This window comes from Aeromonas sp. Prich7-2, assembly GCF_017939255.1.
Taxonomy (GTDB): domain Bacteria; phylum Pseudomonadota; class Gammaproteobacteria; order Enterobacterales; family Aeromonadaceae; genus Aeromonas; species Aeromonas caviae.
Genome location: NZ_JAGKRI010000169.1, coordinates 55,106 through 77,425 on the forward strand (window position 1 = coordinate 55,106; position 22,320 = coordinate 77,425).

Consider the following 22,320-nt stretch of genomic DNA (forward strand, 5'->3'; position numbering starts at 1 on the left):
TGAGGTAAAGGACGTACAAGCCCATCAAATACAGGCCCCCAAAGCAGAATGACTCGGATAACACTGCTTCCCTTCTGTTAAGCCAGGGTTCAGGGCCAATGGCATTTCATCGCCAGGCGCGGCTGCCAGCTACATGGCGCAAGCCGCAATTAACGCCTAAACTCTCGGCCACAGGCCCGTAACGGGCTGCCTTTTTATTGATCTCGCCAGATTAGGGATAGCCGCCTTGAACCTTCGTCCCCTGCTTTTTCTGTGCCTGCCGGCCGCCCTGTTGCTGAGTGCCTGCGACCAGGCACCAGCCCCCCAAGAACAGGCCCCGCGCCTGGTCAAACTCTTTACCGTGGAAGACCCGGCCGGGGCGCGCCTGCGCGAATTCCCCGCGCGCCTGAAGGCCACCGAGGAGGCCGAGCTGTCGTTCCGTATCGGCGGCCAGCTGAAGACCCTCAACGTGCTGCAGGGACAGCCGGTGAAACGCGGTCAGCTGATTGCCAGCCTGGATGACGCCGACCAGCGCCTACGCCTGCGTGATCGCCAGGCCAGCTATGACCTGGCCAACGCCCAGTTCAAGCGTATTGCCCAGTTGCTGGAGCGGCAGATGATCTCCCGCGCTGAGTATGACCAGCGCAAGGCCACCCTGGATTCGGCCAGCGCAGCGCTCAGCCTGGCCCGTCAGGAGCTGGAATACACCAGCATTCTCGCGCCCTTCGATGCAGTGGTGGCCAGCACCCATGTGGACAACTTCCAGGTGGTGCAGGCCAAGCAGCCCGTGGTCACCCTGCAGAGCGGCAATCAGCTGGATGTGCTGTTTCAGATGCCGGAAAACCTGCTGATCAACCTGCGCAGCCGTGAAGAGAACCGCGACTATCACCCCAGCGTGATTCTCGACAGCCTGCCCGGCCGCGAATTCGAGGCGGTCTATAAGGAGCACAGCACCCAGCCTGATCCCAAGACCCTGACCTATCAGGTGACCCTGTCCATGCCGCGTCCCGAGGGTCTCAACCTGTTACCGGGGATGAGTGCCACGGTCAAGGTTGACTTGGCCCAGGTCAGCCGTGACCTGGGTAGCCGCCTGCTGGTGCCGGTGGAGGCGGTGTTCAGTCCGGACGACAGCGGCCCCGAGGTCAAGCAGGTGTGGGTGGCTCGCGAGCAGGACGGCGTGCTACGTCTGACGGCCCGCCAGGTCGAGGTGGGCCAGCTGAGCCGCAACAGCATCGAAGTACTCAGCGGCATCGAACCCGGCGAGCAGATCGTTGCCGTGGGTGGCGCCGAGCTGGAGGAAGGCCAGGCGGTAAGGCCCTGGGTACGCGAGCGAGGGCTGTAAATGGATATCGCCGGCTACTTTATCCAGCGCCGCGTTACCAGCTGGCTGGTCACCCTGGTGCTGGGCATCGGTGGGCTACTGGCTTTTCTCGGCATCGGCCGTCTGGAAGACCCCTCCTTCACCCTGAAAAACGCCATGGTCATCACCAGCTACCCCGGCGCCTCGCCGCAGCAGGTGGAAGAAGAGGTCAGCTACCCGCTGGAGAACGCCATCCAGCAGCTGCCCTCGATCAAGAAGGTCACCTCCATCTCCAGTGCCGGGCTGTCGCAGATCAGCCTGGAACTGCACAGCCAATACAAGGCCGAGCAGATCCCGCAGATCTGGGATGAACTGCGGCGCAAGATCAACGACTTGCAGCCCAACCTGCCACCGGGGGTCAACCCGCCGCAGGTGCGGGATGATTTCAGCGATGTATTCGGCTTCTTCCTGCTGCTCACCGGCGAGGGCTACAGCGCCCAGGAACTGCGCGATTTCGCCGACTACCTGCGCCGTGAGCTGGTGCTGCTGCCGGGGGTGGGCAAGGTCAGCCTGGCCGGCGTGCGCCAGGAACAGGTGCAGGTGGAAATCTCGCGCAGCAAGATGAGCAGCCTGGGCATCGCCCCGCAGCGTCTGGCTCAGGTGCTCAGCCAGCAGAACGTGGTGTCCAACGCCGGGCGTATTCTCGCCGGCAGCGAATCGATCCGCCTGCACCCCACGGGAGAACTGCAGGACGTACGCGAACTTGAACGCCTGGTCATCAGTGATCCGGGCAGCCCGCAGCAGATCACCTTGGGCGATATCGCCCAGGTCAGCCGTGGCTTCAGCGAAACCCCGGGCAACCTCTACCGCATGAACGGCCAGCCGGCCCTGACCCTGGGCGTGTCCTTCGCACCCAAGGTCAACGTGGTGGACGTGGGCGCGGCGATCAATGCACGTCTGGCCGAGCTGGACAACCAGCGCCCCGCCGGTATGCAGCTGCAGGTGTTCTACGATCAGGCCGCCGAAGTGCAGGCCTCGGTGCAGGGTTTCGTGATCAACTTCGTCGCCTCGGTGGCCATCGTGATCGTCGTGCTGCTGATCTTTATGGGCCTGCGCAGCGGCCTGCTGATCGGCCTGATCCTGGCCCTGACGGTGCTGGGCAGCTTTATCTTTATGCGCCTGCTGGGCATCGAACTGCAGCGCATCTCCCTTGGCGCCCTGGTGATCGCCCTGGGCATGCTGGTGGACAACGCCATTGTCATTGTCGAAGGCATTCTGGTCGGCCGCCAGCGTGGCCAGAGCACTCTGGAATCGGCGCGGGCCATCGTCAAGCAGACCAACCTGCCGCTGCTGGGCGCCACCTTGATCGCCATCATCGCCTTCGCTCCCATCGGCCTGTCCGACGACTCCACCGGCGAATACTGCCTGTCGCTGTTCCAGGTATTGATGATCTCCCTGCTGCTCAGCTGGGTCACCGCCATCACCCTGACGCCCTTCTTCGCCAGCCTGTTCTTCCGCGATAGCCAGACCCTGACCAACCAGGATCAGGGCGATCCATACGGTGGCGTGATCTTCACTGCCTACCGTGCCCTGCTGGACTTCGCCCTCAATCGCCGTGGCCTCACCCTCGGGCTGCTGGCGGTGCTGCTGGTGGTGGCCATCGCCGGCTTCGGCAAGGTGCGCCAGAACTTTTTCCCACCGTCCAACACACCGATGTTCTTTATCGACCTGTGGTTGCCCCAAGGCACCGATATCCGCTACACCGAGCAGCTGGTGGCCGAACTGGATCGTCACGTGCTTGAGCAGGAAGGGGTGACCACGGTCAGCAGCAGCATTGGCCAGGGCGCCCTGCGTTTTATCCTCACCTACGCACCACAGAAGCAGTACCCCAACTACGCCCAGCTGCTGGTACGCACCGACAACCTGGAACGCATCGAACCGCTGATCAATCAGCTCGAACAATACGTGGCCGAGCAGTACCCGCAGGTCAAACCCAAGTTCAAGCAGCTGATGCTCGGCCCCGGCAACGACAGCAAGATCGAGGCGCGCTTCAGCGGCCCCGACCCCGACGAACTGCGCCGCCTGGGTGGCGAAGTCAGCCGCCTGATGCGCCAGGATCCGGTAGCCAATGCAGTGATGCACGACTGGCATGAGCGCACCAAGCTGGTTCGTCCACAATTTGCCGAGGCCCGCGCCCGTGAACTGGGGGTGGACAAGAGTGCACTGGATGACCTGTTGCGCATGAGCTTCTCCGGCATGAACGTGGGCCTGTACCGCGACGGCACCCGCCTGCTGCCGATTGTCGCGCGCACCCCGGACAACGAGCGGCTGAATGCCGACAGCCTCAGTGACCTGCAGATCTGGAGCAGCGTGCGTGGCATCTACCTGCCCATCGAGCAGGTGCTGCAGGGCTTTTCCACCGAGTGGGAAGACCCGCTGATCATGCGTCTGGATCGCAAACGCACCCTCACCGTGCAGGCCGATCCAGCCCTGCTCAGCGGCGAAACAGCAGCCCAGCTGCTCCAGCGTATCAAGCCCGAGATCGAAGCCATCCCCCTGCCCGAGGGGTATCACCTGGAATGGGGCGGCGAATACGAAAGTTCGCGCAATGCCCAGGGCGCGGTGTTCGGCAGTCTGCCTCTGGGCTATCTGGTGATGTTTATGATCACCATCCTGCTGTTCGACTCGTTCAAGCGCGCCACCGTGATCTGGCTGACCGTGCCCCTGGCGATGATCGGCGTAACCCTGGGCTTTCTGCTCACCGGCATTCCCTTCGGCTTTATGGCCCTGCTCGGCCTGCTCAGCCTGAGCGGCATGCTGGTGAAGAACGGCATCGTTCTGGTGGATGAAATCCAGCTGCAGCTGGCCAGCGGCAAGGACGCCCTGCAGGCCGTGGAAGAGGCCTCCATCAGCCGCGTACGCCCGGTATCCATGGCTGCCCTGACCACCATCCTGGGCATGAGCCCGCTGTTGACCGACGCCTTCTTCCAGAGCATGGCGGTGGTGATCATGTTCGGCCTGGGCTTCGCCACCCTGCTCACCCTGGTGGTGCTGCCGGTGCTCTATTGCGTGTTCTACGGGATCAAGGCGCAGACCAAGGCAGAAGTCTGAGGGGCGGTTGTCCACCCTATGCTGGCGTGACGTGGCGTAGGGTGGACAACGCGCAGCTTGTCCACCCGCTGTTATTCCCTGCTAAATCTGGCGGGCGCGCCTAAAGCGCCGCCAGCCCGAGCGCAGGTCATCCAGCATCGGCACCAGGGCCAGGCTGATCAGCAGCAAGGCCAGCGGTAGCGTGGACACATAGCCCAGGCGGTTAAAGCCAAAGGCCCCGGCAATCCCGCCCATAAAGAAATACAGGGCCAGCAGGCTAAGCACCTGTAGACGCTGGCGGTCGACCTGGACCCGGCCGAACTGTTCGCCGTGGCGGTTCCAGTACAGCAGCTTGCCCAGCTCGATGCCGATATCGGTGACGATGCCGGTGATATGGGTGGTGCGAATCTCCGCCCGCGACAGCTTGGTGATCAGGGCGTTCTGCAGGCCCATGATGAAACACAGCAGCATCACCGTCAGCGGCACGAACAGGCCCTCGATGCTCGCCAGGGTAGCGCCGAGCAGGCCGAAGCACAGCAGCAACGCTGCCTCGCAGAGCAGCGGCAGGGCGTTTTCGCTGTGCAGGCGACGGCGCCTGGAGTAATTGACCAGCAGGGTCGAGGCGATGGCGCCGAGGATAAAGGACAGCACCCCGCCCAGGCCGCCAAGCACCAGGTCATAGGCACCCAGGGCGATATGGTCGGCCATGGCCGAGACGATCCCGGTCATATGCGAGGTGTACTGCTGCACGGCGAGAAAACCGCCGGCATTGATCGCCCCGGCGACAAAGGCCAGGGCGTAACCCAGGTGCCGGTTGGCCAGCACCGTGCGTTTGCGCCCGGTCAGACGCCTGGCATAGCGGATTGGCATGCTAGCAATGAATTTCCGCGTGCTTGATACCCAGCTGGCGCAGCTCGTCGATCAGGGCGTTGAGGTCGGCGAAGGACTCCACCTCGTCCTGCTCGTCGATCAGGAAGTAGCTGGTGCCCACGCCCTTCTTCAACAGCACGATCCACTCTCGGGTATTGCCCGGGTTGGGGATCAGATGGGTGTCGAACTGCACCCCGGCGGCATGCCGGGCGCGGATATCTTCATGTGGGAGGAAAATAAAGTGTCATCCTAACTACAGGACCCTGCAACGTAGCAATTCCTGCAAAAATCCATTTAAAACAATGACTTATTTCAATTCTGCCATCTGCAAGCGTTTTGTGGGGATGGAGGCCGGAATCATTAAAGTATCATCCTAATTTTCGCTCAACCTTGGAAAATGCTGAGAATCGTAAAAATAAAGTTTCATCCTTTCCGCTACTAGTTGGGGTTCTAGGGATTTTCCGTCCAAAAACGACAAAGTGCTCTGGAGGCCCCGCCGTCTGTGGCCTCCAGAGGGGTATTACTTTTTTCGAGATCCCTATTTGGGCTCTGTTTGAGTAAGATTTAGTCTTTTTGGGCTAAATCCATGGCATTCGAAGAACGTGTCCAAATCTTGTCCGAGGCAGAACAAGATGAGTTATATGGACCCCCCGCTTTCACCTCCGCCGACCAACGCTTCTTTTTCTCGCTGAACGATAAGGAACTGGCGATCGCTAAAAGCCTCCGTCATCGGGGCCAGCGTTACATGCTGGTGGTACTGCTGGGCTATTTCAAAGCCAAGCCGGTGGTGCTGAATCCCGGCTTTCATCAGATCAAGCAGGACCTCAAATACGTTTATCAAACCGTTCTACCAGGCCCAGGCTGTAGACCCTTTAATCTCACGCCAAAAGAGAACGAACGGATTTACCAACGTGTTTTCCAGCTCTGCAACTACCAGCGCTGGAATGTCAAAGACCATGGAGCGGCGTTGAGAGATTACTTATCCCAGCAAGCCAGAGCCTGGACAGCGCCTAGGCACCTCTTCGATGCGGCCATTGAATATTGTTCGGGGCAGAAGATCGCAATCCCTGCCTACAGCACGCTGCAAAAGATCATCAGTCAGGTGGTGGGAGACGAACAGGAACACATGGCCGCGCACCTTGAGCGTGCAATGTCACGCGGTCTTAAGCAAGCACTGGCGGAGCTCGTGAACGGCACAGGTCCACTGCCGTTCCGACAGTTGCGACAATCGGCTCGTAACTTCACCGGAACCGAGTTGGAGAAAGAACTGATTGTCTATCGCCATATCCAGCATTGGATGCCGGAAGTGGATCTGCTGTTGAGCACGCTATCACTGTCGCAGAAAAATCTGCAACACCTGGCAGAGAAAGTCGACTACTACGGTGCCAAACTGAAACGTCAAACCGTAGGCAGCCAATGGCTGTATTTATTGTGCTATCTTCAAACGCGATGGCAGCAAGCGCTGGAACGTATTGCCGATGGCTTTGTGCATCATGTCAGACAGACCAAACAGAAGGCAAAGGATTATGCGCAGGAAGCGGTGTTTAAGGATTGGCAAAAAGCAGCTAAAAATGTCAGCAAGGCAGCTGAAGTACTGCACCTGTTCATTGATGACAGCATTGATCTGCAACTACCGTTTGCAACAGTAAGACAGCAAGCACTGAGCCTGCTGACCAAAAGGGATCTGGAATCTGTATGTCTCTTCCTGAACGAGCAGCGACGATCGGTCGATGAAGCCATGTGGCAGTACTGCGACGAGAAAGAAAGTCTGCGGAAAGGTTTGCTGCGAGAGTTGTTCCTATGTCTGCGCTTCGAAGGCTGCGACGGCACCCAGCACTTAGCGGCCGCCTTGGCGAAAACACAAAACGAACTCAACGGCCAGGACGCTCAGTTGCAAACTGCCGACACCAGACTCCTTTCCAAAAAATCACGTGAATTCCTGCTGGATGGTGAAGGGAATATCCTGATCGATCGTTATGAGTGGTTCCTCTATCAACAGATTCCTGATCGCCTGAATGGCCAGCTGACGCTGCCTGATATCACTAAATACCGGGCACTCGACGCCGACCTGATCGACGGGGAACATTGGCGAAAAAACAAATATACGCTGCTTCAACAGAGCCATTTTACAAAATTAGCGGAGGAGCCTGAAAAGCTGATCAAACAGATGGCCATGGAATTGGATACCCGTTTGTACGAAGTCGGCGAATATCTTGAACAGGAAGACAACCGGAATATCATCTTGCGTAATCCGCAGGGTAAACGCTTCTGGCGCCTGCCTTCGGCCAGCAAACATCATCTGGTCAACAATCCCTTCTTCCAGCAAATTCCCACAACGGGGATTGCGGATGTACTGCGCATGGTTGATCGTGACACCGGTTTCATTGACTGCTTCGCTCATGTGCTGGGTTCCCAATCCAGAAGCCGTTCCCATGAATATGACCTGTTGGCAATTCTGGTCGGCAATGCAACCAATCAAGGCATTTACGGCATGGCACAGATCTCTGATCGTACCTATGATCAGCTCAGCACTATCCAGGCGAACTATCTTCGCCTGGAAACATTGAATGCTGCTAACGACAACATCAATAACGCGACAGCCAAGCTACCCATCTTCCGGTACTACAACATCCAGGAAGATGTGATCCACGCCAGTGCCGATGGTCAAAAGTTCGAAGCCCGGCGCGAGACCTTCAAAACCCGTTATTCGTCGAAGTACTTTGGCACTCAAAAAGGTGTTTCTGCCATGACCTTGATCGCCAATCACGCTGCGATCAACGCCAGAGTGATCGGCGCCAACGAACATGAATCGCACTACATCTTTGATTTGTTGATGAGCAATACGTCAGACATCATTCCGGATGTGCTCTCAACCGATACCCATGGGGTGAACCATGTGAACTTCGCGTTACTGGATCTGTTCGGATACCAGTTTGCCCCACGCTATGCCCAGGTTGGCAAAGTGATCAATGACATGTTTGATGTCAAGGAAGACAAAGAACACCGAATTCAGCTGTGCTTAAAAAAGCCAATCAATACCCATCGTATTGCGCAGCACTGGGATACCATCCAACGGATTGCAGTATCACTTAAGCAGCGGAAAACAACGCAAGCCACCTTGGTGAGAAAGCTCTCGGAGTACAAGCGCAATCACCCGCTGCTGGAAGCCCTGACGGAATACAATCGCCTGGTGAAAGCGAATTATCTACTGTGCTACATCGATGATGCCAGTTTAAGAAACTATGTTCAGCGCGCGCTGAACCGGGGAGAGGCCTATCACCAACTGCGTCGGGCCGTGAGCAGCGTCAATGGGGATCAGTTCCGGGGCAGTTCAGACGAAGAAATCCAGCTATGGAATGAGTGCGCTCGCCTGGTCACCAATGCCATCGTTTACTTCAACTCCAGGATACTCAGCCAGCTGTTGACCAGCTTCGAATACCAAGGAGATACCAAGAGAATAGATATCGTCAAACAGGCATCCCCTGTGGCCTGGCACAACATTAACCTCAAGGGGACTTACCACTTCGAATTGAGCGAAAAATTGCCAGATCTGGAGGAGCTTATGCGCTCAATCGAGGGATATTTACCCGTCAGCGAAAAGTAATACCCCTCTGGAGGCCACGGACGGCGCGGCCTCCAGAGCACTTTGTCGTTTTTGGACGGAAAATCCCTAGAACCCCATTCAGGGTGTTGCGCCCAGGCCGCATCGAGGACGTCCTTGAGGCTAACCGGCGGCGTGGGTACCGGCGCCTCGCAACCTGCCATTCGCCTGGGTGCTTGGGCCTGGTCAGTCGTCGGCTTTGTCCTCGGAAATGTGGACCGCCATGTCCTGCAGCACCTGGCTGACGTGCTGGTCCGCGATGCTGTAGAAGATGTGCTTGGCTTGGCGTTCGCCGCGCACGAGGCGCGCACCGCGCAGCAGCCGCAGGTGATGGCTGACCAGAGACTGCGACAGGTCGAGCGCTTCGGCGATGTCCCCCACGGCGACCGAGCCATGCATGCACTGCAGCAGGATCTTCAATCGCGATTGGTCGCCCAGCAGGCGGAAGGTCTCGGCCAGAACAGCGACGTCACTTTGCGACATTGCGAGGGCATCGGTCGCCGCGTCGTGGCTGGTGGTCGAGCATTGCGCGGTGTCGGCGCTGGTGGTTTTGCGGGACGTCATGGATGCAAATCCTCAAGTGGAGTGCGAGCCGGCTCGCGCGGCCTCAATGCCTGTGACCAGGAGCGGAATGGTCGTGGTCATGGCCGTGGCTGTGCCCGCCGCCATGCTTGTGATTGCCATGATCATGGCCGCTGTGGTCGTGCCCGCTGTGGTCATGACCGCTGTGATCGTGGCCGCTGTGGTCCTGACGCTCCGACGTGGGCTGCAAGCTGCAGACGTTCTCGTCGGTGCCCGAGTTCCAGTCGATCCCGACCGTGGCGTGTTCGATGCTGAATTGCTCTCGAAGCACCGCTTCGACGCGCTTGACCACGGCGCGTGCTTCCTCGTCCACGTTGGGGCGAACGTGCAGCGTGGCCATCGTGCGCCCGGAGGTGAGCTGCCACACGTGAACGTGGCTGACGGCCGCCAGGCCCGGCACGGCGCCCATCAGGCCTTGCTCCACCTTCTCCGGCGAAGCATCCTCCGGCGCGCCTTCCAGCAGGATGTGGATCGACTTGGCGAGCAGCTTCCATGCGCTGCGCAGGATCAGCGCCGCGACCAGGACCGACAGGATGGGATCGATCGGCGTCCAGCCCGTGAGGTAGATGACGATCGCAGCGACGATGGCGCCGACCGAGCCGAGCAGGTCGCCCATCACGTGCAGGATGGCCCCCTTCACGTTGACGTGATCGGTCTCTCCGCGGGTCATGATCCACAGCACGAGCACGTTCACCAGCAGGCCGAGCACGGCGACGATCATCATCGGGCCGGCCAGGATCACGGGCGGCGCCTGCAGCCGCTCCCACGCCTCGTAGGCGATCCAAGCGACGATCGCGAACAGGGTCACGGCGTTCAGGAAACCGGCGATGACCTCGAAGCGCAGGTAGCCGAAGGTGCGCTTGCTGTCGGCCGCGCGGCGGCCGAACCGGAATGCTGCGTAGGCCAGTGCGAGCGCCGCGGCGTCGGTCAGCATGTGGCCCGCGTCGGCCAGCAAGGCCAGCGAGCCCGACAGCACGCCTCCGACGGCCTCCACGACCATGAAGCCGAAGATCAGGAAAAAGGACAGCAGGACCTTGCGCTCGTTGGCGCTGGTCACGGTCGGGGTGTGGTCATGATCATGGTCGTGATCGTGACCATGGTCATGTGCGTGGGATTGGGACATGGGGCCTCGGGAAACTGGGTCTTTGACTGTGGCTCAAAATATAACACATGAACATGTTTTCGTGTGAATTGTTGTACACATTTGTGTTCGCGTCTCACCACGGCCGGGATGCCGCTCCGGGCAATTGCCTTAGCCTGGCTCGGCGACCATTCCCCCCGCCTGGCAAGCAGCCGTTGATCTAACATCCAGTGGCAGTATCCCCCCTGGGGGGATATGATTTCAGCATGGAAGACATGCATAAGCACACCACCCATCCCGACCTGGTGAAGCGGCTCAAGCGCGCCGAGGGGCATCTGCGGCACGTCATCGGGATGATCGAAGGGGGAGAAACCTGCCTCGACATCGCCCGCCAGCTCGCGGCGGTGGAAAGCGCGGTGACGGCGGCCAAGCGCGTCCTGATCCACGACCACATCGACCACTGCCTGTCCCATGACGAGGACTCCGTTCTGACCGAAATGAAGGCGCTGACCAAACTGCTCTGAGGCGGGGTTCTAGGGATTTTCCGTCCAAATGCGACATTCAGACTGCTAAGTGATTGATTTATTGTGACTGGCTATGTGAAGCGCCAAAAAAGTAATACCCCTCTGGAGGCCGCGGACGGCGTGGCCTCCAGAGCACTTTGTCGTTTTTGGACGGAAAATCCCTAGAACCCCACTACGGCATCGTCCGGCGGAAGCTGCATCACCTCGCCCGGCGTCAGCAGCGGGCGGGCCGTCTCCTGGCGCGACACCATGAGGTGGCCCAGCCACGGCGCGAGCCGGTGGCCCGCGTAGTTGCGTTGCGCGCGCAGCTCGGTCGCAGTGCCCAGCGTCTCGGAAATGCGCTTGGCGGTGCGTTCGTCGTTGGTGGCGAACGTCACCCTGACGTGGCAGTTGTCGAGAATGGAATGGTTCTGTCCATACGCCTTGTCGATCTGGTTGAGTGACTGCGCGATGAGGAAGCTGCGGATGCCGTAGCCCGCCATGAAGGCCAAGGCTGTCTCGAAGAAGTCGAGCCGCCCCAGGGCCGGGAACTCGTCGAGCATCAGCAGCAGCTTGTGGCGGCGTTCGATGCCGTCGCTGCCGTCCAGCGATTCGGTGAGGCGTCGCCCGATCTGGTTGAGGATCAGGCGGATGAGCGGTTTGGTGCGCGATATGTCCGAAGGCGGCACCACCAGGTACAGCGACACCGGATGCTCGGCCGCGATCAGGTCGGCGATGCGCCAGTCACAGCGCGAGGTGACTTCGGCCACCGTGGGATCGCGGTACAGGCCGAGGAACGACATGGCGGTGCTTAACACGCCGGAACGCTCGTTGTCCGACTTGTTGAGCACTTCACGCGCCGCCGACGCGACTACCGGATGCGGCCCCTCGCCCAAGTGGGGCGTGGTCATCATTCGATGCAAGGTCAGCTCGAACGGGCTGGCCGGGTCGCTGAGGAAGTTGGCGACGCCGCGCAGCGTCTTGTCTTCGCCCGCGTAGAGCACATGCAGGATCGCGCCGACCAGCAGCGCGTGGCTGGTCTTTTCCCAATGGTTGCGCTTCTCCAGCGCGCCTTCGGGATCGACCAGAATGTCCGCGATGTTCTGCACGTCGCGCACTTCATGCGCGCCGCGCCGCACCTCCAGCAGCGGGTTGTAGGCCGCCGACTTCGCATCCGTGGGGTTGAACAGCAGGCAATGCGAGAAGCGCGAGCGCCAGCCTGCGGTGATCTGCCAGTTCTCGCCCTTGATGTCGTGGATGACGGCGGACGCGGGCCAAGAAAGCAGCGTCGGCACCACCAGGCCGACGCCCTTGCCCGAGCGCGTGGGTGCGAACGTCAGGACATGCTCTGGCCCCTCATGGCGCAGGTACTGGCGGTCGTGCTGGCCGAGGAACACGCCCTCTGGCTGCGTGAGGCCCGCCTTGCGAATGTCATGCGCGTTCGCCCAGCGGGCCGATCCGTAGGTCGTGACAAGGCGTGCCTGCCGCGAGCGCCAGACCGACATGGCAATGGCGACGGCCACGGCGACCATGCCACTGCTGCCAGCGATGGCTCCGCCGGTGTCGAAGATTTCCGGGGTATAGGCGCCGTAAGAAAACCACCACTCAAACAGCTTCCACGGGTGATAGATCGGCGTGCCAAGAAGATCGAACCAGGGCGAGCCAAGGCGTACTTGATAGCCAAGGGCTGCTGCTGTCCATTGTGTGGCACCCCACACTCCGGCGATCACGATGCCGAATACCACGGCGATCTGACCGAACAGCACGTTCGTCCCTTGCATGACCTGGCCTCCGATTTCTCCTGCGCCGATTCCTCATGGAAAAAGCGGCACAAGGACGTGCCGGAGGCGTCAGGATCGGTGCCGCGTCAGTGCCGGTCAAAGACCGTTTTAAGCAGAAAGATCGAGCAAAAAGAAAGAATTAGCGCGGTGGCGAGCCAACGAAAAACGTCGCAAGCGCAGGCGCGTTGCGGCGTGTCGGTCAGGAAATCCAATATTCGTGGCGAAGCGGCCACGATCAAAACTTAGGCGGCTCCTTCGGCGGTGTGTAGGGCGTTTCCCCGTCGCCATAGAACCGCTTGCGCGTGGCCTCGGCCACCCGGTTGCACAACACGTCGCCCAGCTTGGGGCGGTCGGTCTTGCACTGCTGGCGCAGTTCCTTGAGCCGTTCGGGGTTGGCCGCCAGCTCTTCCACTGTCGGGATGTTGGCTGCGGAACCGGCGGACTTCTGTGGCCCATCGGACTGGCCGCAGGCAGTCAACACGGCAACCAGCAAGAATGGGATGATCTTCTTCATGGCGTCAGTTCCTCCGGGTGATCGGGATTACGGCCTCGTATGGGCCTGGGGGTTTCCGGCTGTTCGATGGCCTGTGCGCGCTCAATAAACCGCGCCAACTCGTCGGACGGATCTCCGTCCAGCCGCAACAGATAGGTCGTGAGGGGCGACACGCGCGAAGCTAGCGGCCGGGCCACTACACCCGGCTCACGGCTGGCGGCAATGTGTGCACTGCCTGCTAGGCCGAGCGCAAAACCGGCCGAGACTAGGGCCATCATCAGGTCGGTGGACGAAACCCTCTCTGCAATCAGTGGCTCCACATCCGCACGGCGCAACACCCGTTCAACTTGCTTGGCATGGCCCTCACATGCCTGTGGATCGCACAGAACCAGTGGATAGCGAAGCAACTCATCCAAGGGGATGCGCTTGTGGGCCAGAAGCGGATGCCGAGCTGGCACGGCCACCATCAGCGCATCGCTCCATGCGGGCGTGGCGACGATACCGTCGCCCACTTCGTCGGATTGAGCAAACCCTACGTCATACAGATCGCTATGCAGCCCCTTGATCTGTTGCGATAGGGGCACCTCGAAGAACCGGATTTCGACCTCGGGTTCTTCCTGGCGGCAAAGTACGAGCAACGCAGAAAGGCGCGACGGCGTGATGCCGTCGGACAATGCCACGCGCAACTGGCCATGAAAACCGTTTGCTGCCGCTTTCACGCTATCGCGTGCCTGCTCCAAGGCGGAGAGCACGCGGCGCACGTGCTCCAGAAACAGCTCGCCCGCACGGGTCAGCCGAGTGCTGCGCGTGGTGCGGGCAAACAGCATCACGCCCAGTTCTTCTTCCAGTTCCTTGATGGCCCGTGACAGTGGAGACTGCTCGATGTGCAGCCGCTCGGCAGCGCGGGCGAAATGGAGTTCCTCAGCAACCGCAATGAAGCAGCGCAAGTGACGAAGTTCCATAGTCTTGTCCTTCCATGATCCATGTTGATTCGGGGGACGAGATGCACGCCTGCTGTAGCACCAGTCGAGCTGAGGCCAAATATTGAATAAACAATTATACATGTGTTCATATATTAGTCAAAGAAGCCTGCACCGTGCCGTGGTGATGTTCGATTGTGAGGAGATGAATGGTGCAAGCTGCACGAGGGCCAATGGGCATCGTGGAGGCCGCTTGCCAAAATAGTGCGAGCCCCACCGGGGCTCGCGAGATGCGGAAGGTGCTATGCCTTCAGGGGGAAAGCCCGAATCAGGCTGGGTTGATTTCCAGCGCGCCGCGGTTGATCTGGTCGCGCTCCATCGACTCGAACAAGGCACCGAAGTTACCTTCGCCGAAGCCCTCGCGGTAGTTGCCCTTGCGCTCGATGAACTCGAAGAACACCGGGCCGAGCAGCGGCTCGGAGAAGATCGGCCTCACGCTCACGGCCTACCTGAACGTGCGTCTCGAAAAGCACTCCGACTCGCACAAGCGCAATCCCATGGACGTGTTCCGCGCGTCGGTCCAGAAATGGCCGGAGGTCGTGGAATGCCATGCGCTGACCGGCGACATGGACTATCTGCTGCGGGTGGTCGTCAGGAACATGGCTCACTACTCTCGCTTCGTGCTCGACACGCTGCTCAAGCACCCCAGCGTGCAGGACTGCAAGACAAGCTTCGTGCTGGATCGGGTAAAGAGCACCACGGCCTTGCCCTATGAGCATTCGGCCGATTGGTGTAGCGGGGATGCAAATAGCGCTTGACCTTCCAACCGTGGCAAGGACCAGACTTCAAACACCCCAACCCGAAAGGAGTTTTCCATGCAATTCCATCTCGAAGACATGACCTGCGGCGGCTGCGCCCGCACCGTTACGAAAACGATCCAAACGATCGACCCCAACGCCAAGATCGTCACGGACCCGCCGACCCGCCGTGTCGAGGTCCAGACCTCGGCCTCGCAAGAGCAGATCGCCGCGGCCCTGAGCGAAGCTGGCTTCCCGCCGCGCGCGCAGTAACACCGCGTCGTGGCCGGCCTGCACACAGGACGGCCGATGCGAGCACGTGCGCTGCGCCGTACCTGGCGCGGCGCTCAGTGCATCCCAAGGTAGGCGACCTTGGCCCACATCCACAGGGCCATCGCCACCATCATCAGGTTCTCGGTCAGGGACACGAAGCCCAGCGGCACGTTGCTGTCCCCGCCCACACAGGCGCACTTGAGTTCCCGGCGATCGACATAGACCGCCTTGAAAACCGACACGGCCCCGACGGTCCCGATGAACAGCGCCAACGGAATCGACACCCACATCCCCACGCCCGCGACCATCAGAACTCCCGCGGTGGCCTCCGCAAACGGGTAGAAGTAGGCATACCGAACCCAGCGCTTGGCGAGCAGGTCGTAATTGAGGAACATCGTCGTGAAGCCGTCCACGTCCTTGAGCTTCTGCAGAGCCAAGAGACACATGGCAAAGGCCACGAACCATTCCGCCACCTGCATGCCCCAGAACTGGCCGGAGGCCGCCCAGCCCGTCGCTAGCGCCATCGCAGCAGCCATGGCGAACAGTGCGATTACTGGGGTGTAGGTCACAGCGTTTTTGTCCTTCACGGACATACCGAAGAATTTTCGCAGGTCGTCGTAGCCGCCCACGCGCTGCTCGTCGATGAAGGCTTGCGGCGTAGTCTCAACGCTATATTCCTTCTTGAATGCATCCGTCTGCTCCCGGCTCGCCAGATGCTTGTCTTCAACCTTGTAGCCCTTGCGTTCGAGCAGATCGAGCGACTTCAGCCCATAGGGGCAGGTATGGCCGGGCATGACCATCCGATATAGCGTGGCGTGTTTGGGCGCAGACATGCTGGACTTCTCCTGTATGACTTTCGAGGGACTGGCCGTAGCACTGACCGTCATCGAAAGACTTTGGCGACCTCTTTAGCCTAACAAGCAGTAGCGCAACGGTGTGTAAGCATCTGGATCTCAGTAGGTCATCAGGTGGTACAGCCTCCACTCGGCGTTCACCAGCACATTCCTGCTCCTGCGACCGCATACCCGGCCCTAGTGGTTCTCCTTGGCGTGGTTGATCGTGTACTTGGGGATCTCGACGATCAGGTCTTCGGTCGCAACAATGGCCTGGCAGCTCAGGCGCGACTGCGCCTCCAGTCCCCAGGCTTTGTCGAGCAGATCGTCCTCGCACTCCTCGACTTCGTTTAGCGAATCGAACCCCTTGCGCACGATGCAGTGACAGGTCGTGCATGCACAGCTCATGTCGCAGGCATGCTCGATCTCGATGCCGTTGTCCAGCAGAGCCTCGCAGATCGAGATACCGGTTGGCACGTTTAGCTCGACTCCCTCGGGCGCCAGTTCAGAATGGGGCAAGACGGTGATCTTAGGCATGTCTCTCCTAGCCGATCAATGTGAACGCGGCTTTTTTGCCGATGTGTTGGTTCGCGCGCGACGCGGCACAGCACCGGTGCGCGGCTCAGGTTTGTCATCGCTAGTATCGGGCTGCTCAAGCGTGTGAAGAATCGGGCAGTCGGGCCGTTCGTCACCGGCGCAACACTGGATTAGCGCCTTGAGGGTGTCAGCCATCTCCAGCATGCTCTCGATACGCCGGTCCAACTCGTCAATATGCTGCTGGGCTAAGCGTTTTACGTCGGCACTCTGACGCGCTTTGTCATTCCAAAGTCCTAGCAGATCCGTAATCTCAGCCACCGAGAAGCCAAGGTCGCGAGCACGCCGGATGAAATGCAGCCGATGGACATCGTCCAGGGTATAGGCGCGGTAGCCCGAGTCGGTGCGGTCAGCCGGAGGGATCAGGCCGATTTGCTCGTAGTAGCGGATCATCTTGGCCGAGACCTTCGAGGCCTTGGATGCTTCACCGATGTTCATCATGTTCCTCCTTTCTCATTGAGCGGTGTCGGCCGCCAGCGGCGGCTGGAAGCGGCGAAGACGCAGCGCGTTGCCGAGCACGAACACGCTGGACAGTGCCATTGCGCCGGCCGCGAAGATCGGCGACAACAGGACGCCATAGGCGGGGTACAGCACGCCCGCGGCCACCGGGATCAGGGCCGTGTTGTAGCCAAATGCCCAGAACAGGTTCTGGCGGATGTTGCCGATGGTCGCCTTGGACAGCGCGATGGCATTGGGCACGCCCTGCAGGTTGCCCGACATCAGTACCACATCCGCCGATTCAACGGCCACGTCAGTGCCGGTGCCTATCGCCAAGCCCACGTCTGCCTCGGCCAGCGCTGGGGCGTCGTTAATGCCGTCGCCCACGTAGGCGATCTGGCCGTGGCTGGCCTTCAACCGGCGCACGGCTTCGACCTTGCCCTCTGGCAGCACTTCGGCCACCACCTCGTCGATGCCCAGTTGCTTGGCAATGGCCTGCGCGGTACGCGCGTTGTCGCCGGTGATCATCGCCACCTTCAGGCCGAGCTGGTGCAGCGCGGCAATGGCCGCGGGCGTGCTGGACTTGATCGGATCGGCGACGGCGATGATAGCGGCCAGCCGGCCGTCGATCGCGGCGTACAGCGGCGACTTGCCTTCGTTACCCAGGCGCTCCGCCGTGCGAGCGAAGCCGCCCACATCCAACCCCAGTTCACGCATGAAGCGATCGGCACCGACCTCGATACGCGCGCCGTCCACGGTGGCGCGCACGCCCATGCCCGTGACCGAATCGAAGTCTGTCATCGTCGGCAGCGCGATGCCACCTTCCACGGCTGACTCGACGATGGCGCGTGCGATCGGATGCTCCGAGCGCGATTCGACAGCGGCGACCTTCGCCAGCACCTGGTTGCGGTCAAACCCGTCGGCAATCTCCAGGTCGGTCAGGACCGGGCGACCCTCGGTCAGCGTGCCAGTCTTGTCCACAGCCACCACCTTGGCGTCCTTGAGCAGTTGCAGGGCTTCACCCTTGCGGAACAGCACGCCCATCTCGGCGCCTCGGCCCGTGCCGACCATGATGGAGGTCGGCGTCGCCAGGCCCATGGCACACGGGCAGGCAATGATCAGCACCGCCACGGCATTGACCAGCGCGAAGGACAGCGCGGGCGACGGGCCGAACACCAGCCAAACCAGGAAGGTCAGCACGGCGGCCAGCATGACGGCGGGCACGAACCACAGCGTCACCTTGTCCACCACGGCCTGGATTGGCAGCTTGGAACCTTGCGCCTGCTCGACCATGCGGATGATCTGCGCCAGCATGGTCTGGCCGCCCACGGCGGTCGCGCGCAGCGTCAGCGCACCCTTCTGGTTGACGGTGCCGCCGACCACGGTGCTGCCTTCCGCCTTTTCGACGGGAATCGGCTCGCCGGTGATCATCGACTCGTCCACGAAACTGCGGCCCTCGGTCACCTCCCCATCGACCGGCACACGCTCGCCGGGGCGCACTTCCACGATGTCGCCCTGCGCCACGTCGTTGATCGGGATGTCCACGATGCGGCCGTCGCGCAGCACATGCGCCTCCTTGGCCTGCAGGCCGACTAGGCGCTTGATGGCCTCGGAGGTGCGGCCCTTGGCCCGTGCCTCAAGAAACCGGCCCAGCAGGATCAGCGCCACGATGACCGCGGCCGCCTCGTAATAGACGTTCACCGTGCCGGCCGGCAGCAGGCTGGGCGCGAAGGTGGCGACCATTGAATAGCCGAAGGCCGCGGCCGTGCCGACCGCGACCAGCGAGTTCATGTCGGGCCCCAGGCGGAACAGCGCCGGAAAGCCCTTCTCGTAGAAGCGCCAGCCCGGAATGGCGAGCACCAGCAGGGTCAGCACGAACTGCAGATACCAGCTCTGCTGGATGCCGATGGTGGAAGCCACCCACTCGTGCATGCCAGGAATCATGTGCGAACCCATCTCAAGCACGAACACAGGCAGCGCCAGCACGGCGGCCAGGGTCAGGTCGCGCTTGAGTTCGGCGCGCTCGGCATCCTTCTTCTCGGCGGCTTCCTCGTCGGCCTGCATGCCAGTATCGACCGGGCTTGCCTCGTAGCCGACCTTATCGACAGCAGCGATCAGATCCTGCACGGACGCCACACCGCGTACGGTAGCGCGCTCGGTCGCCAGGTTGACCACAGCCTCAGTGACGCCCGGTACCGCCTTGAGCGCCTTCTCGACGCGGCCCACGCACGAAGCGCAGGTCATGCCTCCGATCGCCAGCTCAATGGTGCCCTGAGGCACGTCGTACCCTACCTTCTCGATTGCCTGGATCAGCGCCATGCGATCGACAGGACGGTTCAGGCGAATGTCCGCTCGCTCGGTGGCGAGATTGACAGACACGCTTGCCACGCCCTCGACCTTGGCAAGGGCGGCCTCGACTCGGCCGACACAGCTTGCGCAGGTCATGCCCTCGATGGGCAGGCTGATTGCCGCTGCTTGGGCGCCAGCACTACTCGTTGTTGCCATGCTCATGGTGTGCTTCCCATAGTTGAAATTCGACATGGAGGGAGCTTAGGGTTTACCATCGTGGGAAGGTCAAGCGCTTTTTCGGATGCTGTCAGGTTTCAGAAATGACCCGGTGCACGGGGAACGGAGGCCTTGCCTGCCAGGCTCGCACTGGTTCTTTGCTGCGCGCGCCTAAGCGGCCGCTGCCTTGTTAATTCTGAAGGGCGAAAACAGCCATTCGAGGTTAGGAAATATTTTAAAAATGAATACAAGTAAGCCATTCAGTACCCCACCGAAGGGTCCCAGCGCCGATTTGGAATCGCTGTCACAGAATGACGTGACCATCTTGGCTGAGACATTCCGCCTCCTGGGTGACCCGTCCCGGCTGAGAATCATGCTGTGCTGCATGAAAGGCTCTTCCTCGGTCGGGGACATCGCTGAAACCCTCGAACTCTCGCAGTCGCTGGTGAGCCACCACCTGCGGCTGCTGCGCGGTGCTCGCCTGGTCAAGGGCGTGCGCCAAGCCAAACAGATCTTCTATGAGGTGGCGGACAAGCACGTGAACCAGGTGCTGCTGGATATGGCCACCCACATCGCGGAAGACCACAACGACGAGTAACTGTTGGGCATAGCATGCCGTTGCGGCGTGGCCTACGTTCCATGGCGATATGCGCCCCACCGCCCGCAGCTGCGTTCGGTGAGGTGGTTTGGATGCCGCTTCCGATCAATCAGAAGTTGAGCGCGCGCTTGTCCACGGCCAGCGAGGCCTCTTTGAACGTCTCGGAGAGGGTCGGATGGGCAAAGCAGATGCGGGCGATGTCTTCGCTGCTGGCCTTGAACGCCATGGCGATCACGGCCTCGGCCACCAGTTCACTGGCCTGCGGGCCGACCACATGCACGCCGAGTATCTCATCAGTGGCAGGATCGGCGATCACCTTGACGAGGCCCGGCGTGTCGCCCAGCGCACGCGCGCGGCCATTGGCCATGAACGGGAAGGAACCGATTCGATAGGCGGTGCCCTGCTCTTTGAGCTGCTGCTCGGTGCGGCCTACCCAGGCAATCTCTGGGCTGGTGTAGATGACGTTGGGGATCGTATTGAAATCGACGTGACCGTGCTGGCCGGCAATGCGCTCGGCCACTGCGACACCTTCCTCTTCCGCCTTGTGCGCCAACATCGGGCCACGCACCACGTCACCGATGGCCCAGATGCCGGGCACACTGGTGCGGCATTCATCGTCCACCAGCACGGCGCCGCGCTCATCCAGTTGGAGTCCCACGGCGGCCGGATTCAGGCCTTCGGTGTTGGGCACACGGCCGATAGCCACGATCACTTTGTCTGCCTGCAAGGACTGCGTCTGGCCCTGGCTGTCGGTGTAGTGAATAGTCACGCCAGCCTCGGTTGCATTGACTTCGCGAACCTTCGCACCTAGTTCGATCTTCAGGCCTTGCTTGTCGAACGCCTTCTTCGCCTCCTTGGCGATGGCTTGGTCGACGATTGGCAGGAAGCTGGGCAAGCCTTCGAGGATCGTGACATCCGCCCCCAGGCGGCGCCAAACGGAGCCCAGCTCCAGGCCGATCACGCCGGCACCGATGACGGCCAACCGATCGGGCACGGCCGCGATGTCCAGCGCGCCGTCGTTGGAGAGCACGACCCGCTCATCGAACGGTAGGTTGGGGAGTGGCCGCACGTTGGAGCCTGTGGCAACGATGATCTGCTTGCCCACCAAGGTAACAGCCTCATCGGCGGCGACGCTCACCTCGAAGCCACCATCGACAGTCCTGGTGAAAGACGCCAGGCCGTTGAAAAACTGGACCTTGTTTTTGCGGAACAGATAAAGGATGCCTTCGTTGCTGGACTTCACGACCTGATTCTTACGTTCCAACATCGTGGTCACATCCATGCGCAGATCACCCGTGGAGATGCCGTGCGTGCCAAAGTGGTGCTTGGCTTGTTCAAAGTTCTCTGACGACTGCAGTAGCGCTTTCGAAGGGATACAACCGATGTTGTTGCAGGTGCCGCCAGGTGCTGGCTTTCCGTCCTTGTTCTTCCAGGCATCTACACAAGCGACCTTCATGCCTAATTGGGCAGCGCGAATGGCCGCGATGTATCCGCCTGGGCCGGCACCGATAACAATGACGTCGAAATGCATTTCCATGATTTACATCTCCAAAGTTTTTGAGGAAATAGTGAGCGCCTATGTCGCGCCTTTTGTCAGGTGGTCGCCAGATTACAGCTCGTTCCCTGACGATCACGTTGAACACTACGGCAGAACGAACCGGGCGCTCGCGGTATTGCCCCCACGTTCGACTTGGACGACGGCCTTCGTGCCCTTGGCTGCGGCGAAGGTCCCGCTGCCTTCGAGGCGGCTTCCGTCCGCGGCAGGCGTGAGTTGCACCTCCTGCTTTTGTGAGCCGGTCAACAGTGTGAGCTTGGCTTTGGTGTTGCTTACATTGACCTGCTTGCCGTGGTCGCGCAGGTAGAGTTGCGCTGCTGCGGGCTGAACGACCAACTCGTAGTCCACGTCCCGGACTTCGGTCACGACGCCACCATGCAGCGGCTTGTGGTCATGCGCGTGGTCATGGTCGCCTGCGGCGAAGGCGGTGACGGATGCCAGGGCGAGGGCGGTGCCGGCCGTGAGGGAACGAAATCGAACAGACATGAAAGCTCCTATAGGGTTACGGTGGTTGAAATCGGGTGACA

At 60.8% G+C, this 22,320-nt stretch carries 19 protein-coding genes and 3 pseudogenes; 8 read left to right on the forward strand and 14 right to left on the reverse strand.

What is annotated here, in order from left to right; all coding sequences use genetic code 11:
• The first annotated feature begins 226 nt into the window (after positions 1 to 226).
• Together J9892_RS19810 and J9892_RS19815 are read left to right on the forward strand one after the other, a co-directional pair.
• A complete protein-coding gene (locus J9892_RS19810; RefSeq protein ID WP_063941755.1) occupies positions 227 to 1,321 on the forward strand; it encodes an efflux RND transporter periplasmic adaptor subunit in 1,095 nt (364 codons plus the stop codon).
• On the forward strand, positions 1,322 to 4,390 hold the full coding sequence (locus tag J9892_RS19815) for an efflux RND transporter permease subunit (RefSeq protein WP_063941754.1): 3,069 nt from the start codon (positions 1,322 to 1,324) through the stop codon (positions 4,388 to 4,390).
• Positions 4,391 to 4,510: 120 nt separating this feature from the next.
• Here J9892_RS19815 and J9892_RS19820 read toward each other — a convergent pair.
• Both J9892_RS19820 and J9892_RS19825 read right to left on the reverse strand, forming a co-directional pair.
• Positions 4,511 to 5,239 (reverse strand): annotated as a pseudogene (locus J9892_RS19820) (YoaK family protein); the annotation flags it as partial.
• A gap of 1 nt (position 5,240) precedes the next feature.
• On the reverse strand, positions 5,241 to 5,432 hold the full coding sequence (locus J9892_RS19825) for a hypothetical protein (protein WP_206599706.1): 192 nt from the start codon (positions 5,430 to 5,432) through the stop codon (positions 5,241 to 5,243).
• 393 nt (positions 5,433 to 5,825) lie between these two features.
• On the opposite strand from J9892_RS19825, the gene J9892_RS19830 reads away from it, so the two are divergent.
• Positions 5,826 to 8,843, forward strand: a complete 3,018-nt coding sequence (locus tag J9892_RS19830; RefSeq protein ID WP_021740570.1) for a Tn3-like element IS3000 family transposase — start codon at positions 5,826 to 5,828, stop codon at positions 8,841 to 8,843.
• Positions 8,844 to 9,026: 183 nt separating this feature from the next.
• On the opposite strand, the gene J9892_RS19835 is transcribed toward J9892_RS19830, so the two are convergent.
• Together J9892_RS19835 and J9892_RS19840 are read right to left on the reverse strand one after the other, a co-directional pair.
• Entirely contained in the window at positions 9,027 to 9,404 is a 378-nt protein-coding gene (locus J9892_RS19835) for a metalloregulator ArsR/SmtB family transcription factor (protein WP_008786737.1), read from the reverse strand.
• Positions 9,405 to 9,447: 43 nt separating this feature from the next.
• On the reverse strand, positions 9,448 to 10,545 hold the full coding sequence (locus J9892_RS19840) for a cation diffusion facilitator family transporter (RefSeq protein WP_008786738.1): 1,098 nt from the start codon (positions 10,543 to 10,545) through the stop codon (positions 9,448 to 9,450).
• Positions 10,546 to 10,769: 224 nt separating this feature from the next.
• On the opposite strand from J9892_RS19840, the gene J9892_RS19845 reads away from it, so the two are divergent.
• A complete protein-coding gene (locus J9892_RS19845; RefSeq protein WP_019396551.1) occupies positions 10,770 to 11,027 on the forward strand; it encodes a metal-sensing transcriptional repressor in 258 nt (85 codons plus the stop codon).
• 170 nt (positions 11,028 to 11,197) lie between these two features.
• Here the strand turns inward: J9892_RS19845 and J9892_RS19850 are convergent.
• Positions 11,198 to 12,787: pseudogene (locus J9892_RS19850) on the reverse strand (conjugal transfer protein TraG); the annotation flags it as partial.
• On the opposite strand from J9892_RS19850, the gene J9892_RS19855 reads away from it, so the two are divergent.
• Positions 12,782 to 13,033 carry a hypothetical protein gene (locus tag J9892_RS19855; RefSeq protein ID WP_124014400.1) on the forward strand — a complete coding sequence of 84 codons (252 nt, stop codon included), beginning with the start codon at positions 12,782 to 12,784 and terminating at the stop codon, positions 13,031 to 13,033. The pseudogene J9892_RS19850 and the gene J9892_RS19855 sit on opposite strands and share 6 nt — an antisense overlap.
• On the opposite strand, the gene J9892_RS19860 is transcribed toward J9892_RS19855, so the two are convergent.
• The 3 genes and pseudogenes from J9892_RS19860 to J9892_RS19870 form a co-directional block, all read right to left on the reverse strand.
• On the reverse strand, positions 13,023 to 13,301 hold the full coding sequence (locus J9892_RS19860) for an EexN family lipoprotein (protein ID WP_008786748.1): 279 nt from the start codon (positions 13,299 to 13,301) through the stop codon (positions 13,023 to 13,025). The two genes, J9892_RS19855 and J9892_RS19860, sit on opposite strands and share 11 nt — an antisense overlap.
• A complete protein-coding gene (locus J9892_RS19865; protein ID WP_008786747.1) occupies positions 13,298 to 14,242 on the reverse strand; it encodes a LysR substrate-binding domain-containing protein in 945 nt (314 codons plus the stop codon). The genes J9892_RS19860 and J9892_RS19865 overlap by 4 nt, the downstream gene beginning before the upstream one ends.
• Positions 14,243 to 14,528: 286 nt before the next feature.
• Positions 14,529 to 14,687 (reverse strand): annotated as a pseudogene (locus J9892_RS19870) (4-hydroxyphenylpyruvate dioxygenase); the annotation flags it as partial.
• On the opposite strand from J9892_RS19870, the gene J9892_RS19875 reads away from it, so the two are divergent.
• Together J9892_RS19875 and J9892_RS19880 are read left to right on the forward strand one after the other, a co-directional pair.
• The gene (locus tag J9892_RS19875) at positions 14,644 to 15,018 is read left to right on the forward strand and encodes an Lrp/AsnC ligand binding domain-containing protein (protein WP_008786746.1); all 375 of its coding nucleotides are present in this window, start codon (positions 14,644 to 14,646) and stop codon (positions 15,016 to 15,018) included. The pseudogene J9892_RS19870 and the gene J9892_RS19875 sit on opposite strands and share 44 nt — an antisense overlap.
• A 57-nt stretch (positions 15,019 to 15,075) precedes the next feature.
• Positions 15,076 to 15,270, forward strand: coding sequence for a heavy-metal-associated domain-containing protein (locus tag J9892_RS19880; protein WP_003821167.1), 195 nt, complete (start codon positions 15,076 to 15,078; stop codon positions 15,268 to 15,270).
• A 74-nt stretch (positions 15,271 to 15,344) separates the two neighbouring features.
• Here J9892_RS19880 and J9892_RS19885 read toward each other — a convergent pair whose 3' ends face one another.
• The 4 genes from J9892_RS19885 to J9892_RS19900 all read right to left on the reverse strand — a co-directional run bounded on the left by J9892_RS19885 (position 15,345) and on the right by J9892_RS19900 (position 19,646).
• On the reverse strand, positions 15,345 to 16,103 hold the full coding sequence (locus J9892_RS19885; protein ID WP_210538756.1) for a glutaredoxin: 759 nt from the start codon (positions 16,101 to 16,103) through the stop codon (positions 15,345 to 15,347).
• A gap of 198 nt (positions 16,104 to 16,301) precedes the next feature.
• Positions 16,302 to 16,640 carry an ISC system 2Fe-2S type ferredoxin gene (fdx, locus tag J9892_RS19890; protein ID WP_196739815.1) on the reverse strand — a complete coding sequence of 113 codons (339 nt, stop codon included), beginning with the start codon at positions 16,638 to 16,640 and terminating at the stop codon, positions 16,302 to 16,304.
• A 15-nt stretch (positions 16,641 to 16,655) separates the two neighbouring features.
• Positions 16,656 to 17,135, reverse strand: a complete 480-nt coding sequence (gene cueR / locus J9892_RS19895; protein WP_196739816.1) for a Cu(I)-responsive transcriptional regulator — start codon at positions 17,133 to 17,135, stop codon at positions 16,656 to 16,658.
• Between the two features lie 15 nt (positions 17,136 to 17,150).
• Complete coding sequence (locus J9892_RS19900) at positions 17,151 to 19,646, reverse strand: heavy metal translocating P-type ATPase (RefSeq protein WP_196739817.1); 2,496 nt, start codon at positions 19,644 to 19,646, stop codon at positions 17,151 to 17,153.
• 235 nt (positions 19,647 to 19,881) lie between these two features.
• On the opposite strand from J9892_RS19900, the gene J9892_RS19905 reads away from it, so the two are divergent.
• Positions 19,882 to 20,238 carry a metalloregulator ArsR/SmtB family transcription factor gene (locus J9892_RS19905; protein WP_015912826.1) on the forward strand — a complete coding sequence of 119 codons (357 nt, stop codon included), beginning with the start codon at positions 19,882 to 19,884 and terminating at the stop codon, positions 20,236 to 20,238.
• Between the two features lie 109 nt (positions 20,239 to 20,347).
• Here J9892_RS19905 and lpdA read toward each other — a convergent pair whose 3' ends face one another.
• Both lpdA and J9892_RS19915 read right to left on the reverse strand, forming a co-directional pair.
• Positions 20,348 to 21,775: a dihydrolipoyl dehydrogenase gene (gene lpdA, locus J9892_RS19910; RefSeq protein ID WP_015912827.1), complete on the reverse strand. Its 1,428-nt coding sequence runs from the start codon at positions 21,773 to 21,775 to the stop codon at positions 20,348 to 20,350.
• A gap of 105 nt (positions 21,776 to 21,880) precedes the next feature.
• Positions 21,881 to 22,279, reverse strand: coding sequence for a hypothetical protein (locus J9892_RS19915; protein WP_015912828.1), 399 nt, complete (start codon positions 22,277 to 22,279; stop codon positions 21,881 to 21,883).
• Positions 22,280 to 22,320: the final 41 nt, after the last annotated feature.

Bases quoted from the DNA above. Each gene is read 5' to 3' on its own strand.
- J9892_RS19875 (WP_008786746.1), top strand. From the start codon at position 14,644: ATGAACTCGAAGAACACCGGGCCGAGCAGCGGCTCGGAGAAGATCGGC.
- J9892_RS19885 (WP_210538756.1), bottom strand. From the start codon at position 16,103: ATGTCTGCGCCCAAACACGCCACGCTATATCGGATGGTCATGCCCGGC.
- J9892_RS19915 (WP_015912828.1), bottom strand. From the start codon at position 22,279: ATGTCTGTTCGATTTCGTTCCCTCACGGCCGGCACCGCCCTCGCCCTG.
- cueR (WP_196739816.1), bottom strand. From the start codon at position 17,135: ATGAACATCGGTGAAGCATCCAAGGCCTCGAAGGTCTCGGCCAAGATG.
- lpdA (WP_015912827.1), bottom strand. From the start codon at position 21,775: ATGGAAATGCATTTCGACGTCATTGTTATCGGTGCCGGCCCAGGCGGA.
- J9892_RS19815 (WP_063941754.1), top strand. From the start codon at position 1,322: ATGGATATCGCCGGCTACTTTATCCAGCGCCGCGTTACCAGCTGGCTG.
- J9892_RS19880 (WP_003821167.1), top strand. From the start codon at position 15,076: ATGCAATTCCATCTCGAAGACATGACCTGCGGCGGCTGCGCCCGCACC.
- J9892_RS19830 (WP_021740570.1), top strand. From the start codon at position 5,826: ATGGCATTCGAAGAACGTGTCCAAATCTTGTCCGAGGCAGAACAAGAT.
- J9892_RS19900 (WP_196739817.1), bottom strand. From the start codon at position 19,646: ATGAGCATGGCAACAACGAGTAGTGCTGGCGCCCAAGCAGCGGCAATC.
- fdx (WP_196739815.1), bottom strand. From the start codon at position 16,640: ATGCCTAAGATCACCGTCTTGCCCCATTCTGAACTGGCGCCCGAGGGA.
- J9892_RS19860 (WP_008786748.1), bottom strand. From the start codon at position 13,301: ATGAAGAAGATCATCCCATTCTTGCTGGTTGCCGTGTTGACTGCCTGC.
- J9892_RS19840 (WP_008786738.1), bottom strand. From the start codon at position 10,545: ATGTCCCAATCCCACGCACATGACCATGGTCACGATCACGACCATGAT.
- J9892_RS19835 (WP_008786737.1), bottom strand. From the start codon at position 9,404: ATGACGTCCCGCAAAACCACCAGCGCCGACACCGCGCAATGCTCGACC.
- J9892_RS19905 (WP_015912826.1), top strand. From the start codon at position 19,882: ATGAATACAAGTAAGCCATTCAGTACCCCACCGAAGGGTCCCAGCGCC.
- J9892_RS19865 (WP_008786747.1), bottom strand. From the start codon at position 14,242: ATGGAACTTCGTCACTTGCGCTGCTTCATTGCGGTTGCTGAGGAACTC.
- J9892_RS19845 (WP_019396551.1), top strand. From the start codon at position 10,770: ATGGAAGACATGCATAAGCACACCACCCATCCCGACCTGGTGAAGCGG.